12 protein-coding genes are annotated in these 14098 nt (G+C 70.1%); 7 read left to right on the forward strand and 5 right to left on the reverse strand.

The window, feature by feature from the left end:
• Positions 1–48: 48 nt before the first annotated feature.
• From AC1RJ9_RS19610 to AC1RJ9_RS19625, 4 genes are read right to left on the reverse strand one after another with little or no spacing between them, the layout of a single operon-like run.
• Positions 49–804: an ABC transporter ATP-binding protein gene (locus tag AC1RJ9_RS19610; protein WP_492839624.1), complete on the reverse strand. Its 756-nt coding sequence runs from the start codon at positions 802–804 to the stop codon at positions 49–51.
• Positions 801–1841 (reverse strand): FecCD family ABC transporter permease, encoded by a 1041-nt coding sequence (locus AC1RJ9_RS19615; RefSeq protein ID WP_492839693.1) that lies wholly within the window; start codon positions 1839–1841, stop codon positions 801–803. The genes AC1RJ9_RS19610 and AC1RJ9_RS19615 overlap by 4 nt, the downstream gene beginning before the upstream one ends.
• Positions 1784–2590: an ABC transporter substrate-binding protein gene (locus AC1RJ9_RS19620; RefSeq protein WP_492839623.1), complete on the reverse strand. Its 807-nt coding sequence runs from the start codon at positions 2588–2590 to the stop codon at positions 1784–1786. The genes AC1RJ9_RS19615 and AC1RJ9_RS19620 overlap by 58 nt, the downstream gene beginning before the upstream one ends.
• 4 nt (positions 2591–2594) lie before the next feature.
• Complete coding sequence (locus AC1RJ9_RS19625; protein WP_492839622.1) at positions 2595–3230, reverse strand: TetR/AcrR family transcriptional regulator; 636 nt, start codon at positions 3228–3230, stop codon at positions 2595–2597.
• A 200-nt stretch (positions 3231–3430) separates the two neighbouring features.
• On the opposite strand from AC1RJ9_RS19625, the gene AC1RJ9_RS19630 reads away from it, so the two are divergent.
• The 3 genes from AC1RJ9_RS19630 to AC1RJ9_RS19640 are packed head-to-tail and all read left to right on the forward strand — an operon-like array spanning position 3431 to position 6605.
• Entirely contained in the window at positions 3431–4882 is a 1452-nt protein-coding gene (locus tag AC1RJ9_RS19630; protein ID WP_492839621.1) for a glycosyltransferase, read from the forward strand.
• Positions 4883–4899: 17 nt separating this feature from the next.
• On the forward strand, positions 4900–5811 hold the full coding sequence (locus tag AC1RJ9_RS19635) for an RsmD family RNA methyltransferase (protein ID WP_492839620.1): 912 nt from the start codon (positions 4900–4902) through the stop codon (positions 5809–5811).
• 2 nt (positions 5812–5813) lie between these two features.
• Positions 5814–6605, forward strand: coding sequence for a TrmH family RNA methyltransferase (locus AC1RJ9_RS19640; protein WP_492839619.1), 792 nt, complete (start codon positions 5814–5816; stop codon positions 6603–6605).
• Here AC1RJ9_RS19640 and hrpB read toward each other — a convergent pair.
• The gene (hrpB, locus tag AC1RJ9_RS19645; protein WP_492839618.1) at positions 6602–9043 is read right to left on the reverse strand and encodes an ATP-dependent helicase HrpB; all 2442 of its coding nucleotides are present in this window, start codon (positions 9041–9043) and stop codon (positions 6602–6604) included. The genes AC1RJ9_RS19640 and hrpB overlap by 4 nt on opposite strands.
• Positions 9044–9222: 179 nt before the next feature.
• On the opposite strand from hrpB, the gene AC1RJ9_RS19650 reads away from it, so the two are divergent.
• From AC1RJ9_RS19650 to AC1RJ9_RS19665, 4 genes are all read left to right on the forward strand, one after another.
• Positions 9223–10839, forward strand: coding sequence for an amino acid permease (locus AC1RJ9_RS19650; protein ID WP_492839617.1), 1617 nt, complete (start codon positions 9223–9225; stop codon positions 10837–10839).
• Positions 10840–10927: 88 nt separating this feature from the next.
• The gene (locus AC1RJ9_RS19655) at positions 10928–11647 is read left to right on the forward strand and encodes an MBL fold metallo-hydrolase (protein WP_492839616.1); all 720 of its coding nucleotides are present in this window, start codon (positions 10928–10930) and stop codon (positions 11645–11647) included.
• A 167-nt stretch (positions 11648–11814) separates the two neighbouring features.
• Positions 11815–12579, forward strand: coding sequence for a response regulator (locus AC1RJ9_RS19660; protein ID WP_492839615.1), 765 nt, complete (start codon positions 11815–11817; stop codon positions 12577–12579).
• Positions 12576–13997, forward strand: coding sequence for an ATP-binding protein (locus AC1RJ9_RS19665; protein ID WP_492839614.1), 1422 nt, complete (start codon positions 12576–12578; stop codon positions 13995–13997). The genes AC1RJ9_RS19660 and AC1RJ9_RS19665 overlap by 4 nt, the downstream gene beginning before the upstream one ends.
• Positions 13998–14098 lie beyond the last annotated feature (101 nt).

Here is a 14098-nt window from a genome sequence, read left to right on the forward strand (position 1 = left end):
TAGAGCGTGGCAGGCGCCGAAACCGCTCGCACTTTCGGCTGCCACGCTCTAGGCGCGGCGGGCCGCCAGCACTGGTCCGGCCCGAGTCTCGATCAGCTCACCGTCCAGCCGGAACACGTGGCCGAGGATGAACCGCGACAGCGCCTCGCGCGGCGGCCCCTCGGCGACGATCCGGCCGTGATCAACCACGATGATGCGGTCGCAGGACCGGGCGGCCAGGCCCAGGTCGTGCAGGGTCACCACCACGCCCGCGCCCTTGGCGGCCTCGGCGCGCAGCAGGTCCAGGGTCAGCAATTGGGCGTCCGGATCCAGGCCCGCCACCGGCTCGTCGGCGATGAGCAGCGGCGCGCGGGTGGCCAGAAGCCGCGCCAGCAGCACCCTCGCCCGTTCACCGCCAGACATGTCCAGCACGCCGCGATCGGCTAGATCGGCCGCGCCGACGCGGGCCAGGCAATCGAGCGCCAAGGCGTCGGCGGCCTCGTCGGCGAGGTCGGTCGCGCCGAGGGCCGCGATCATGCGGGCCGGCAGGTTCCAGGCCACGCGGCGGTCCTGCGGCAGGTAACCGACCAGCTTGGCGCGCGCGTCCGGCTTCAGCTCGGCCAGCGTCCGCCCCGAAAGCCGCGCCTCGCCAGCGCTCAGCGGCAGCAGCCCCAGGCCCGCGCGCAGAAGGCTGGTCTTGCCCGCCCCATTGGGGCCGACCACGCCGACCACCTCGCCCGCCGTCACGCTCAGGGACGCGGCCTCCAGCACGGTCTTGCGGCCTTGCCGGGCGGTGACGTCGGTCAGGGTCCAGAGCGCGCTCACGACCGCCAGCTCCGCGAGGCCCGCCAGGCCAGCAGGGCGAAAGCCGGCGCGCCGAACAGGGCGGTGACGACGCCAAGCTTCAGTTCCTGCTCGGTCGGGATCAGACGGGCGGCCAGATCGGCCAGCACCAGCAGCAGCGCTCCGGCCAGGGCCGAGGGCCACAGGATGCGCTTGGGGTCGTCCTTGACCAGGGCCCGCACCAGATGCGGCGCGGCCAGGCCGACAAAGCCGATCACCCCGGCCGCCGCCACGCCCGCGCCGGTCAGCAAGGCCGAGCCGGCCACGGCGTAGACCCGCAGGCGCGCCATCGGCAGGCCCGACATCCGCGCGGCCTCCTCGCCCAAGGTCAGCATCCGTAGCCCTTGCCCGGCCCGGACGCACAGCGCCGCGCCGATCGCCATCGGGACCAGAGCCCTTAGCGCGTCATGCCAGTCCCGGTTCTCGACCGAGCCCATCAGCCAGGCCAGGATCTCGGCCGTCGCCACCGGCGAGGGCGAGAGGTTGAACACCAAGGCCGTCAGCGCCCCGCCGAACGCCGACAGGGCCACGCCGAACAGGATCAGCGCCTCGGGCTCGCGGAACCGCGCGGCCAGCACCACGACCATGGCGCCGGCCACCAGCGCTCCGACCAGGGCCGAGAGCTCGATCGCGCCCGGCAGCACGGCCAGGCCCGCCGAGATGGCGACGGCCGCGCCCAGGCCCGACACGGCCGAGACGCCCAGCACGCCCGGATCGGCCAGCGGATTGCGCAGCAGGCCCTGCATGGTCGCGCCCGACAGGCCTAGAGCCGCGCCGATCAGGGCGGCGACGGCTACGCGCGGCGCGCGGATGGTCCACAGCACCTCGCCCGGCGGCGAGGCCGGATGGCTCAGCGCCTGGGCATATTGCGCCAGCGAGAACGGTGTCTCGCCCAGCGACACGGCCAGGACCGCCGCGAGCGCCAGGACCAGCAGCATCAGGAGACAGAGGCGCATCAAGCTCATCGCGCCGCCTCGGCCAGGGCAAGCGAGCCGTCGGCCGCGAACCAGCCGGCGCAGCCGACCACCGCCGCCGGCAGCGACGCCACCGTCCGGGTCTTGATCGCGCCCCGCAGCGCCGCATGCCGTCCCGGTCCCCAGCGATCGGAGCCGGCGCGCGCCATGTCGAACAGGCCCAGCACCACAGCGGCCGGCGGGGTCATGACGATCCGCTCCAGCGACACCGGCGCGAAGTAGGGAGAGGTCGTGGCGTTCGAATAGCCGGCGGCCTTCAGCATGGCGTCGACCAGGGTGTTGGACCCCGCCGTATAGCCGCCGGGAGTCAGGTAGAGCGCCGAGCGCCCCTTCCCGGCCCCGGCCGCGCGGGCCAGCTTGGCGTCCATCGTCGCGACCAGCGCCTCGCCCTGCGGTCGGCGGTCCAAGGCGGTCGCGACCTTGCGGATATTGGCCCGCACGCCGGCGAAGTCCGCCGCGTCGTCCAGCGCCACGGTCGTCACGCCCTTGCCCTGCAAAGCCTTGGAGAGTCGAGCGTCGCCGCCCCACAGGCGCACCACGACATCGGGCTTCGCGGCGACCAGGCTCTCGAACGTCGCCCGCCGCAGCGGCAGACCTTTAGCTGAAGCGCGCATGTAGCTGTCGGGTGAGATGGCGCGATGCGACAAGCCGACGATGGTCTCGCGCGGCGCCAGGGCCAGCACATACTGGTCGGCGCAGGAATCCAGCGACATCACCCGCGGCGCGGCGGCCGCCGCCCCGGGGACGAGCGCCATCGCCGCCAGAAAGGCGTACAAGGCCTTGGCGGCGCTCATGAAATCAGTCCGTCACCAGGCCGTACAGCAGGCCATCCAGCATGATCGTCATCAGCGCGTCGGCGTCGGACCAACCGCGCGAGGGCTTGGTGATCAACAGCGACACCAGGCCGTGGCAGCCGCTCCACAACACCTCGGCGGCCTGCACCGCCGAGCCCGAGCGCAGGCGGCCCTGGGCGGCGATCTGGTGCACCGGCTCGCTGAACTTCTCGAAGCAGCGGTCGCCCAGCGCCAGCACGTCGGCGATCTTGTCTGGCGAGACGTGCTCACCGGTCCCGCAGAACACCAGTTGATAGGTGTTGGGGTTGTCGAGGGCGAACTTCATGTACGCCTCCAGCATGACCCGCACGCGCGAGACCGGATCGATCGGCTGGGCCGCGATCTCCGTATTGAGCTCCAGCAGACGCTCGATGGCGTCGTTGCTGATCTCCATCAGGATCTGGTCCTTGTCGCGGAAGTGCATGTAGAGCGCCGTGGACGACACCCCCACGGCGTCGGCGATCTTGCGGATCGTCGCGCCGGAGTATCCCTCGGCGATGAAGATCCTCTCGGCCGCCGCCAGGATCTCGCCCCGACGCAAGTGCCCGTCACCCTTGGGCTTTCGGGCGGACTTGTGAGGCTTCTTCAGAACGACCGTCACGGACTTGGCTTTCCCTGCGTTTCCCCCGACCGACACTAAACGGGAATCACCCAGCCGTCGCAAGAACGTGCGTGGAAGGAGAAACCCGCCTCGCGCGCGCGAGACAATATCTCAAAACGAGCATTTTTAGCATTTGACACTTTAAGGTTGAGATTCGTTTATCTGCGCCGTTGGGGCGACCGGCGTATCCAGGGGTATCCATGGCGCGCGAAGACAGACGGCTTGAACCGGCGCTCGCGCCGGCGTGCGGACCTGTGTCCGTCGAATGGATCGAACAGGCGAACACCGCGCTGATCGGGCGCGATGGCGCGCACCAGACGCTTTCCCGGGGCCAAGCGGCCGGCGTCGGCCTGGCTGGTCTGCTGGCGGCGATCGGCGTGGCGCTGAACCCGACCGGCGCGATGATGATCGTGCATCATCTGTTCTTCGCCGTCTTCCTGCTGGGCGCCCTGACCCGTCTGGCGGCGGCCTGCACGCCGTTGGCGCCGACGCTCGCGCCGCCGCTGGCCGACGCGGACCTGCCGACCTACACGATCATCTGCCCGCTCTATCGCGAGGCCGAGGTGGTCGTCGAACTGGTCCAGAGCCTTCAGGCGCTGGACTATCCGCGTGACCGGCTGCAGGCGCTGATCGTGCTGGAAGCCGACGACGACCTGACCCTGGCGGCGGTCCGGGCCCTGCCGCTGCCCGCGTTCATCCAGGTGCTGGTCGTCCCACGCGGAACGCCCCAGACCAAACCGCGCGCCTGCAACCACGCTCTGGAACGGGCGCGGGGCGAACTGGTGGTGATCTACGACGCCGAGGACATGCCCGACGCCGGCCAACTTCGGGAAGCCGCCGCCCGTTTCGCCGCATCGGATCCGAACCTGGCCTGCCTTCAGGCCCCGCTGCGGATCGAGGACCCGGGCTTTTCGCTGTTCCTGCCCTCGCAGTTCCGGCTGGAATACGCCGCCCACTTCGAAGTGTTGTTGCCGGCCCTGGCTCAATGGGGCCTGCCCTTCCCGCTGGGCGGCACCAGCAATCACTTCAGGACCGCCATCCTGCGCGAACAGGGCGGATGGGACCCGTACAACGTGACCGAGGATGCGGACATCGGCTTTCGCCTGGCCGCCGCCGGTTACCGGCTCGGCGTGATCGACCGGCCGACCTGGGAGACGGCGCCGACCACCTGGGGGCAATGGCTCCCGCAGCGGGCGCGGTGGATCAAGGGGCACATGCAGACCATCGCCGTCTGCCTGCGCGGTCCCGTCCCCGGCCAGCCGCGCAACGCCATCGCCTTGGCGCTGACCCTGGCCCAGTCGGTGGCGTCCTCGCATCTGCACGGACCGATCATGGCCGCGATGGTCGTGCTGGCCGCGATCGACTTCTGGCCGGACGCGCGCTGCACGATCGCATCGGCGGACCTGACGCTCTACGCCCTGGGCTGGGGCGCATCCGCCATCGCCGGCGCGCGCGGGGTCATGCGAACGCGGGCGCGGCCCAAGTCGCTGCATCTGTTCGGCATGGTGCTCTACTGGCCATTGCAGAGCCTGGCGGGAATGAAGGCGCTCCACCAGTTCGTCACCGCGCCGCACCGCTGGGACAAGACCCTGCACGCCCCGCGTTCCGGCGGCCATTCTGGCCCCCACCACACTGGACCTTTGGGGCCGTAAGGCGGTATGGGCGGGCGATGGCTCCGAAGATCGCTCCCGCCCCCATCGTCATGCGCACCACCGGCTGGGCCGACTACGCCCTGCTGGACAGCGGTCACGGCAAGAAGCTGGAGCGCTATGGCCGCTACTCGGTCGTGCGTCCCGAACCGCAGTGTTTCTGGGAACCACGCCTGCCGGCCAAGGTCTGGGAGAACGCCGACGCCGTCTTCGACCCCACCGACGAGGACGAAGCCGGCCGCTGGCGCTTCAAGGGCAAGCCGATCGAGAAGTTCGACCTGGCCTGGGGCGAGGCGAAGTTCCACGGCCAGTTCACGCCCTTCCGGCACCTGGCTTTCTTTCCCGAACAGGCCGCCAACTGGGCCTGGCAGGACGAACGCGTTCGCGCGCTCGTGAAGGGCTCAGGACCCCAGCCCAAGGTGCTGAACCTGTTCGGCTATACTGGCGTGGCCTCGCTGGTCTGCGCCGCCGCCGGCGCGGCCGTCACCCATGTCGACGCGTCCAAGAAGTCGGTCGGCTTCGCGCGTGAGAACGCCGCCTTCGCCGGCCTCGCCGACAAGCCGATCCGCTGGATCGTCGAGGACGCCCGCAAGTTCGTGGCGCGCGAGGTTCGGCGCGGCAACAAATATGACGGGATCATCCTGGACCCGCCCAAGTTCGGGCGCGGCGCAGACGGCGAGGTCTGGCGCCTGTTCGAGGACCTTGCCGCCCTGACCAAGGACTGCGCCGCCCTGCTCAGCGACGATGCTTCATTCCTGCTGATGAACGCCTATGCCGCTCGCGTCTCGGGCGCGGCGATGTCGGGCCTGCTGGCCCAGGAGCTGCAAGACCGCGGCGGCGTCATCGACTGGGGCGAGCTTTCCTTGGTCGAGGAAAAGGGCGACCGCCAGATCGGCCTGTCGTTCTTCGCCCGCTGGTCGTCGGAAGGTTGATCATGAGCGTCAAGACCGTCACCTCCCTGACCAACGCCACCGTCAAGGCCGTCCGCGCCCTGCACATGCGCAAGGAGCGCGAGGAAAGCGGCCTGTTCCTGGCCGAAGGCCTGAAGATCGTCATCGAGGCGATCGACTGCGGCCACGCACCCAAGATCGTCATGTACGGCCCCGACGCCGCCGATCATCCCATGCTGAAGAAGGCCGTCGCGTCTTGCCTGAAGGCCGGCGGCGAAGTCATTGAAGTCAATCGGGAAATCCTCGAGAAGGTCTCGCGCCGCGACAACCCCCAGGCCGTGGTGGCGGTGTTCAGGCAGATCTTCACGCCGTTGTCGGCGATCGTGCCCGAGAGCGCGCCGTGCTGGGTGGCCATGCAGGCCGTCCGCGATCCGGGCAACCTGGGCACCGTGATCCGCACCGCCGACGCGGCCGGCTGTGGCGGGGTGATCCTGGTCGGCGACTGCGTCGATCCCTATTCGGTCGAGGGCGTGCGCGCGACCATGGGTTCGATCTTCGCCGTGAAGATCGCCAAGGCCACCATCCCCGAGTTCCTGGCCTGGCGCGAGACCTGGCCCGGCAGCGTGGTCGGCACCCTGCTGACCGCCACAGTCGACCACAAGAGCGCCGATTACGTGAAGCCGTCGCTGATCCTGATGGGCAACGAACAGCAGGGCCTGCCGCCCGAACTCGCCGCCGCCTGCGACGTCAACGTCAAGATCCCCATGCGCGGCCGCGCCGACAGCCTGAACCTGTCGGTGGCCACGGGCATCATGATCTACACGGTGACGGGCTAAGTCCCGCGCGGCTTCGCCCGCGTCGTCGGCGCGGCCGCAGCCGGATCATCCGGCCAGACGTGCCGGGGGTAGCGGCCCTTCATCTCGACCTTCACCTCGCGCCAGGAGCCCTTCCAGAAGCCGGGCAGGTCGCGGGTGATCTGTATCGGCTTGTGGCCGGGCGACAGCAGCGACAGCACCAGGGGCACCTTGCCGCCGGCGATGCTGGGATGCTCGGTCAGGCCGAACAGCTCCTGCACGCGGATGTCGATGCGCGGGCCGGCCTCGGCGGCGTAGTCTATGGCCACGGTGGTGCCGGTCGGAGCCTTGAAGCGGGCCGGCAGCATCTGGTCGACCTTCTGCTGCAGGTCCCAGGGGACCAGCGACCGGATCGCGCCGTCCAGGCTGCTCTCGTCCAGGCTGGCCAGCGACGAGCGGCCGTGCAGCAGCGGCGCCAGCCATTCGTCGAGGCGGGCGACCAGGGCGGCGTCCGACAGGTCGGGCCAGGCCTCGCTGTCCAGGGCGCGCAGGAAGGCCACGCGACTGCGGAAGCTCTCGACGCCCTGCCCCAACCGCAGGCCCGATAGTCCGTCGGCCCGGACCTGATCCATCAGGGCGCCGGCGATTAGGGCCGGGTCGGGATTCTCGATCAGCCGCTCTTCCAGCACCAGCCGGCCCAGGCGCAGCAGACGCTTTGCGCGCACCTTGCCGCCGGCGGTCTCCAGGCGGTCTTCCGCGACCAGACGATCGGCGAAGGTCTCGCGCAGGTCGGCCTCGTCGACGGCGGCGGCCAGCAGGATTCGGTCGCGGCTGTCGCCGCCGCCCAGCTCGCCCACGGCCAGCCAGGGCTCGCGCGCCAGCGGGTCGGTCGGCTCAAGATAGACGCCGCGTCCGCCGGCCAGCTGGAACTCGCCCGGCTTGCCGCGCGCCTTGGCCACCCGCTCGGGATAGGCCTCGGCCAGCATCAGGCCGATCTCCAGTTCGGGCGCCTTTGACGGCCGGCCGGCCGCGCGGCTCCAGCGCTCGACCAGGGCCATGGCGTCGCGGGCGCGCGGCGAGCGATCACGGTGCAGGTTTTCCAGCCGACGGCGGAGGTCGACGTCTTTCCCACCAAGGCCTTGTTCGGTCAGCACGGCGGCGATCTCGGCGGCCTCCCGGGCCTGGCCCGAGGCGGCGGCGCGGACCACCATGTGCGCCAGGCGCGGCGGCAGCGGCATCTCGGCCAAGGCCTTCCCGTGAGCGGTCAGGTCTCCCTGGCCGTCCAACGCCTGGATCCGGGTCAGCAGGGTCCGCGCCTCGGCGAAGGCGGCGGGCGGCGGCGGGTCCAGGAAGGTGAGCCCCGAAGGATCGCGCGCGCCCCAGCGGGCAAGATCCAGAGCCAGGCGCGAGAGATCGGCCTCCAGGATCTCCGGCCGGGCGAAGGCCGGCAGGGCGCGGGTCTCCGGCTCGTCCCAAAGGCGGTAGCAGACGCCCGGCTCGGTCCGTCCGGCGCGGCCCCGGCGCTGGTCGGCGGCGGCGCGGCTGACGCGGACAGTGTCCAGGCGGGTGATGCCGGAGGCGGGATCATAGCGCGGCACGCGGGCCAGGCCGGCGTCGATGACCACCCGGACACCCTCGATGGTCAGGCTGGTCTCGGCGATCGAGGTGGCCAGCACCACCTTGCGGCGTCCCGCTGGCGCGGCGGCGATGGCGCGATCCTGCACGGCCGGCTCCAGCGCGCCGTAAAGCGGCGCGACATCGACATCCGGTCGGCGCAGACGCTCGTTCAGCCAGCTCTCGGCGCGGCGGATCTCGCCCTGTCCGGGCAGGAAAACCAGGACGCTGCCGGTCTCTTCCGCCAGCGCCCGTTCGACGGCGCGGCCCACCCGCTCTTCCAGGCGCTGACGGTCGTCGCGGCCGAGATACCGGGTGTCGACCGGAAACATCCGCCCCTGGCTCTCGACCACCGGCGCGTCGCCCAGCAGAGCCGAGATCCGCGCCCCATCGAGGGTCGCCGACATGACCAGCAGGCGCAGGTCGTCGCGCAGCACGCTCTGGACGTCGCGCGCGAAGGCCAGCCCCAGGTCGGCGTCGAGGCTGCGCTCGTGGAACTCGTCGAACAGCACGGCCGCGACGCCCTCCAGGCCCGGGTCGTCGAGAATCATCCGGGTAAAGACGCCTTCGGTGACCACCTCGATCCGCGTCCGGCCCGAGACCTTGGACTGCAGACGCACCCGGAAGCCGACCGTCTCGCCGACGGATTCGCTCAAGTTCGCGGCCATGCGCGAGGCGGCGGCGCGGGCGGCTAGGCGGCGGGGCTCCAGGACGATGATCTTGCGGCCCAGGACCCAAGGCTCGTCCAGCAGCGCCAAGGGCACGGCCGTGGTCTTGCCCGCGCCCGGCGGCGCGACGAGAACGGCGGTCTCCCGTTCGGCGAGGGCGCCTTTCAGCGCCGGAAGGGCCTCGAAAATGGGCAACATCGCGCCCGCTTTAGCCGCAGCCGCCCTCGCCGCCAAGCAGCGCTGGACTAGCCAGGGCCTGGGAGAACATTTACGCGCATCCGCTGGCCGACCTTGACCCCATGCTCATAAACGGGTCACGGTCCGCAAAATTTTCTAAAGGCGACCCCAGGGGGGAGTCTTGCCTATCAGGAGGAACTATGTGGCGCGTAAAATCGCTTGATGCGATCCTAGCGACGGCTCAGAAAAAATCCCTTCACCGCTCGCTTGGTCCCGTTCAGCTGACGCTGCTTGGGGTTGGCGCGATCATCGGTACGGGCATCTTCGTTCTGACCGCCGCCGCCGCCCAGAAGGCCGGCCCCGGCATGGTTTGGAGCTTCGTGATCGCCGGCGCCGTCTGCGCCATCGCCGCGCTCTGCTATTCCGAACTGGCCTCGATGGTCCCGGTCTCGGGCTCCGCCTATACCTACACCTACGCCGTCATGGGCGAACTGCTGGCCTGGATGGTCGGCTGGGCGCTGATCCTCGAATACGCCGTCGCGGCGTCGGCCGTGTCGGCCGGCTGGTCCGGCTACTTCCTGGGCCTGATCGAGCATGCGTTTGGATTCCAGTGGCCAGCCTTGTTCAAGTCGGGGCCCGCCTGGTCGATGAACGGCTGGATGCCCGCCGCGGACTTCAGCGTCGGCATCGTCAACATCCCGGCCATCGTCGTGGCCCTGGCCGTGACGGCCCTGCTGGTCGTCGGCACCACCGAAAGCGCCCGCGTCAACGCCGTGCTGGTGGCCATCAAGGTCACGGCCCTGACCGTGTTCGTGGTCCTGACCCTGCCGGCCGTGAAGACCGGCAACTTCTCGCCGTTCACCCCGAACGGCTGGTTCGGCCCCGCCGGCACGACGGGCATGGGCGTCGTTGGCGCCGCCGCCTCGATCTTCTTCGCCTATGTCGGCTTCGACGCCGTGTCGACCGCCGCCGAAGAGACCAAGAACCCGCAGCGCAACGTGCCGATCGGCCTGATCGGTTCGCTGGCCATCTGCACCGTCTTCTATCTGCTGGTCGCGGCCGGCGCGATCGGCGCGATCGGCGCTCAGCCGGTGCTCGGCGCCGACGGTTCGGCCGTCCAGCCTGGCTCGGCCGCCTTCCAGGCCGCTTGCGCCCTCAGCGAGAACGCCAACCGCCTGGTCTGCTCGAACGAGGCCCTGGCCCACGTCCTGCGCGAGATCAACTGGCCGATCGTCGGCAACGCCCTCGGCCTGGCCGCCAACCTGGCCCTGCCCTCGGTCATCCTGATGATGATCTACGGCCAGACCCGCATCTTCTTCGTCATGGCCCGCGACGGCCTGCTGCCGGAGAAGCTGGCCACCATCCACCCCAAGTGGAAGACCCCGCACATCGTCACGATCGCCACCGGCCTCTTCGTGGCCCTGGCCGCCGCCTTCTTCCCGGTCGGCCAACTGGCCGACATCTCCAACTCGGGCACCCTGTTCGCCTTCTTCATGGTGGCGATCGCGGTGATGGTGCTGCGGGTGAAGGATCCGAACCGTCCGCGTCCGTTCAAGACCCCGTTCGTGTGGGTCGTGGCCCCGCTGGCCATGGTCGGCTGCGCGGCGCTGTACTTCAACCTGCCGGCCGAAGCGATGCTGGTTCTGCCGATCTGGGGCGCCATCGGTCTGGTGATCTATTTCGCCTATGGCTACCGCAAGAGCCATGTCGGCCGCGGCCTGACGGACGTGCCGGAACTGGCTTCGGACGCCCCCGGCGGTCCGGTTCCCCCGATGCCGGGCGCTCCGGCTCCGGGTTCGAAGGAAGAACGCGAGTAACAGGCGCGCTTGATCTTCGGCCACCAGGCTTTAGGTCAGAGAGGGCGGGCGCTTCGGCTCCCGCCCTTTTGTTTTGGAGTCCAGTCGGATGAACCAGGCGCCCATGCCCATCGCCGCCGTGATCGCCCCGGTCACGCCGCTGCAGCAGAACTGCACGATCGTCTGGTGCACGAAGACGATGAAGGCCGCCGTCATCGATCCGGGCGGCGAGGTCGACCGCCTGCTCAAGGCCATCACCGACAAGGGGCTGACCCTGGAGAAGATCTGGATCACCCACGGCCACATGGACCACGCCGGCGGCGCGGCCGAGCTGAAGGCCCGCACCGGCGTTCCGATCGAGGGCCCGCACAAGGACGACCAGTTCTGGATCGACCGCATCCAGCAGTCCGGCGAGCAGTACGGCATGCCCGAGGCGCGGATCTTCGTCACCGACCGCTGGCTGAACGACGGCGACACCGTCACCCTGGGCGAGACCGCGTTCGAGGTCTTCCACTGCCCCGGCCACACCCCCGGCCACGTGGTGTTCTTCCATCGCGAGACCAAGTTCGCCCAGGTCGGCGACGTGCTGTTCCAGGGCTCGATCGGCCGCACCGACTTCCCCCTGGGCAATCACCAGGATCTGATCGATTCGATCACCCAGAAGCTCTGGCCGCTGGGCGAGGACGTGAGGTTCGTGCCCGGCCATGGGCCGATGTCGACCTTCGGGGCCGAGCGGCGCAACAATCCGTTCGTGGGTGATCGGGTGGTGGCGGCCATGGAGGCCCAAGGCGGGGCCTACCAGGCTCCTGAGAACCACTCTCCGGGCTGAGGGAGATCCGACCCGTTCAAAAGGGGGAGGACGGGCCGGATCTCTGGCCGTCGACGCGTCGGGTGGGGGATGACGCGCCGCCGGTGCGACTTTGGATCGCATGACCGGGTTGCGCCGCTGTTTCAGGCGTGAAATCTGAGCGTGACGGGGGCGTGACAGGAAATCGCATGGAAAACGTCCAAAGCACCGTCCAGAGCGACGCCGACGCCCAGCGTGGGGCGGCGCCGCGCATCCTCATCGTCGACGACGATCCCGGCATCCGCGACGTCGTCTCCGATTTCCTCAGCCGCCATGGCTACGCCGTCGAGACGGCCCAGGACGCCCGCACCATGGAGCAGGTCCTGGCGCGCGGTCCCATCGACCTGATCGTGCTGGACATCATGCTGCCTGGCGAGGACGGCCTGGCCATCTGCCGCCGCCTGTCCTCGACCAGCGACGGCCCCGCGATCATCATGCTGTCGGCCATGGGCGAGGACACCGACCGCATCGTCGGCCTGGAACTCGGCGCCGACGACTATCTGCCCAAGCCTTGCAATCCGCGCGAGCTGCTGGCCCGCGTCCGCGCCGTGCTGCGCCGCCGCCAGGAGCCGCGCGCCGTCGACGACGCCATGGGCGCGGCGTGCGAGTTCGCCGGCTGGCGCCTGGACCTCGTCCGCCGCGAGCTGCGCTCGCCGCAGTCGGTGGTGGTCAATCTGTCCAGCGGCGAGTTCTCGCTGCTGCGCGCCTTCGTCGAGCGTCCGCAGCGCGTCCTGACCCGCGACCAGTTGCTGGACCTGGCGCGCGGCCGCGACAGCGACGCCTATGACCGCGCCATAGACGTCCAGATCAGCCGCCTGCGCCGCAAGCTGGACGACGGCGGCGGCAGCGAGTTGATCCGCACGATCCGCAGCGAAGGCTACATGTTCACCGCCAAGGTCGTCCGCACCCCATGACCCTCTTCCGGCGCGGCGCGCCGCTGTTCGTCCAGGCCCTGGGGCTGGTGATCGTCACCCTGGTGGCGGCCCAGCTGATCGCGATCGCGGTCATCTTCACCCTGCCGCCGCCGCCGCCGGAGTTCTATCGGTCCAGCGAGATCGCGCGCGCCCTGAAGACCGGCCAGCCGGTGCAGCCGCGCGACGGCCGCCTGCTGGTGGTCAAGCAGCGCGTCACCCTGCACCCGATGGGCCAAGACACCCCGCGCCGCGTCGACTTCAAGACCGACATCAGCCGCGCCGTCGACGTGCCGGTCAACCGCATCGAGCTGCAGATCGACAATGGTCCGCGCTTCTTCGTGCGCCGCACGCCGGTGACGCCGCCCAAGCCCGACGCCCCGCCTCGTGGTCCCAGCGCCCGCGAACCGTTCGCCCGCGAGGGCGCCGCCGCCGGAGCCCCCGGTGGTCCGCCCGGCGCGCGCGGCAAGGGCGTCGACGAGCCGCTGATCTTCGGCGACTTCAAGCTGGGGGTGCGCCAGAGCGATGGCCGCTGGCTGGTGGTCGAACCCAAGCCGACCTTTCGCTTCGACAACTGGCAGCAGCGGGTGCTGCTGATCCTCCTGCTGTCGGTGATCGCCGTGACGCCGCTGGCCTGGCTGTTCGCCCGCCGCCTGGCCCAACCGATCACCGCCTTCGCCGACGCCGCCGAGCGCTTGGGCAAGGACCCGCGCACCCCGCCGCTGAGCATTTCCGGCTCGGGCGAGGTGGTCGCCGCCGCCACGGCCTTCAACATGATGCAGGAGCGCCTGCGTCGCTATGTCGAGGACCGCACCGCCATGGTCGGGGCCATCGCCCATGACCTGCGCACGCCCCTGACCCGCCTGAAGTTCCGCATCGAGGCCGTTCCCGACGACATCCGGCCCAAGCTGGCCGCCGACATCGACCAGATGGAAGCGATGATCGCCGCCACCCTGGGCTTCGTGCGCGACACCCAGCGCCCGGCCGAGCGCACGCGGCTGGAGCTGTCCTCCCTGGTCGAGAGCGTCATCGACGAGGCCGCCGAGACCGGCGGCGACGCCATCGTCGAGCGAACCGAGAAGACCGTGATCGAGGGCGATCCGGTGGCCCTCAAGCGTCTGGTCGCCAACCTCGTGGAGAACGCGCTGAAGTACGGCGTGAGGGCTCGCGGCCGGGTCTACACCCAGGATCAGATGGCGATCATCGAGGTCGATGACGATGGCCCCGGCATCCCCGCCAGCGAGCTGGAGCGGGTGTTCGAGCCCTTCTATCGCGGCGAGCCCTCGCGCAATCGCGAGACGGGCGGCAACGGCCTGGGCCTGGCGGTCGTGCGCTCCCTGGCCCGCGCTCACGGCGGCGACGTCATCCTGGCCAATCGCCCCGGCGGCGGCCTGCGGGCGAGCGTGCGGCTTCCAGCGTAGCAAATACAGCGGAAACGGACGGCTTTGTTGCGGCGCCGCAAGGCCGCGCCCGCGTCTGACATCACCGGGCAACCCGGCTGGGCTTCAAAGCTTGGCTGGAT

It is taken from the genome of Caulobacter sp. GW822-FHT07D08, assembly GCF_058798735.1.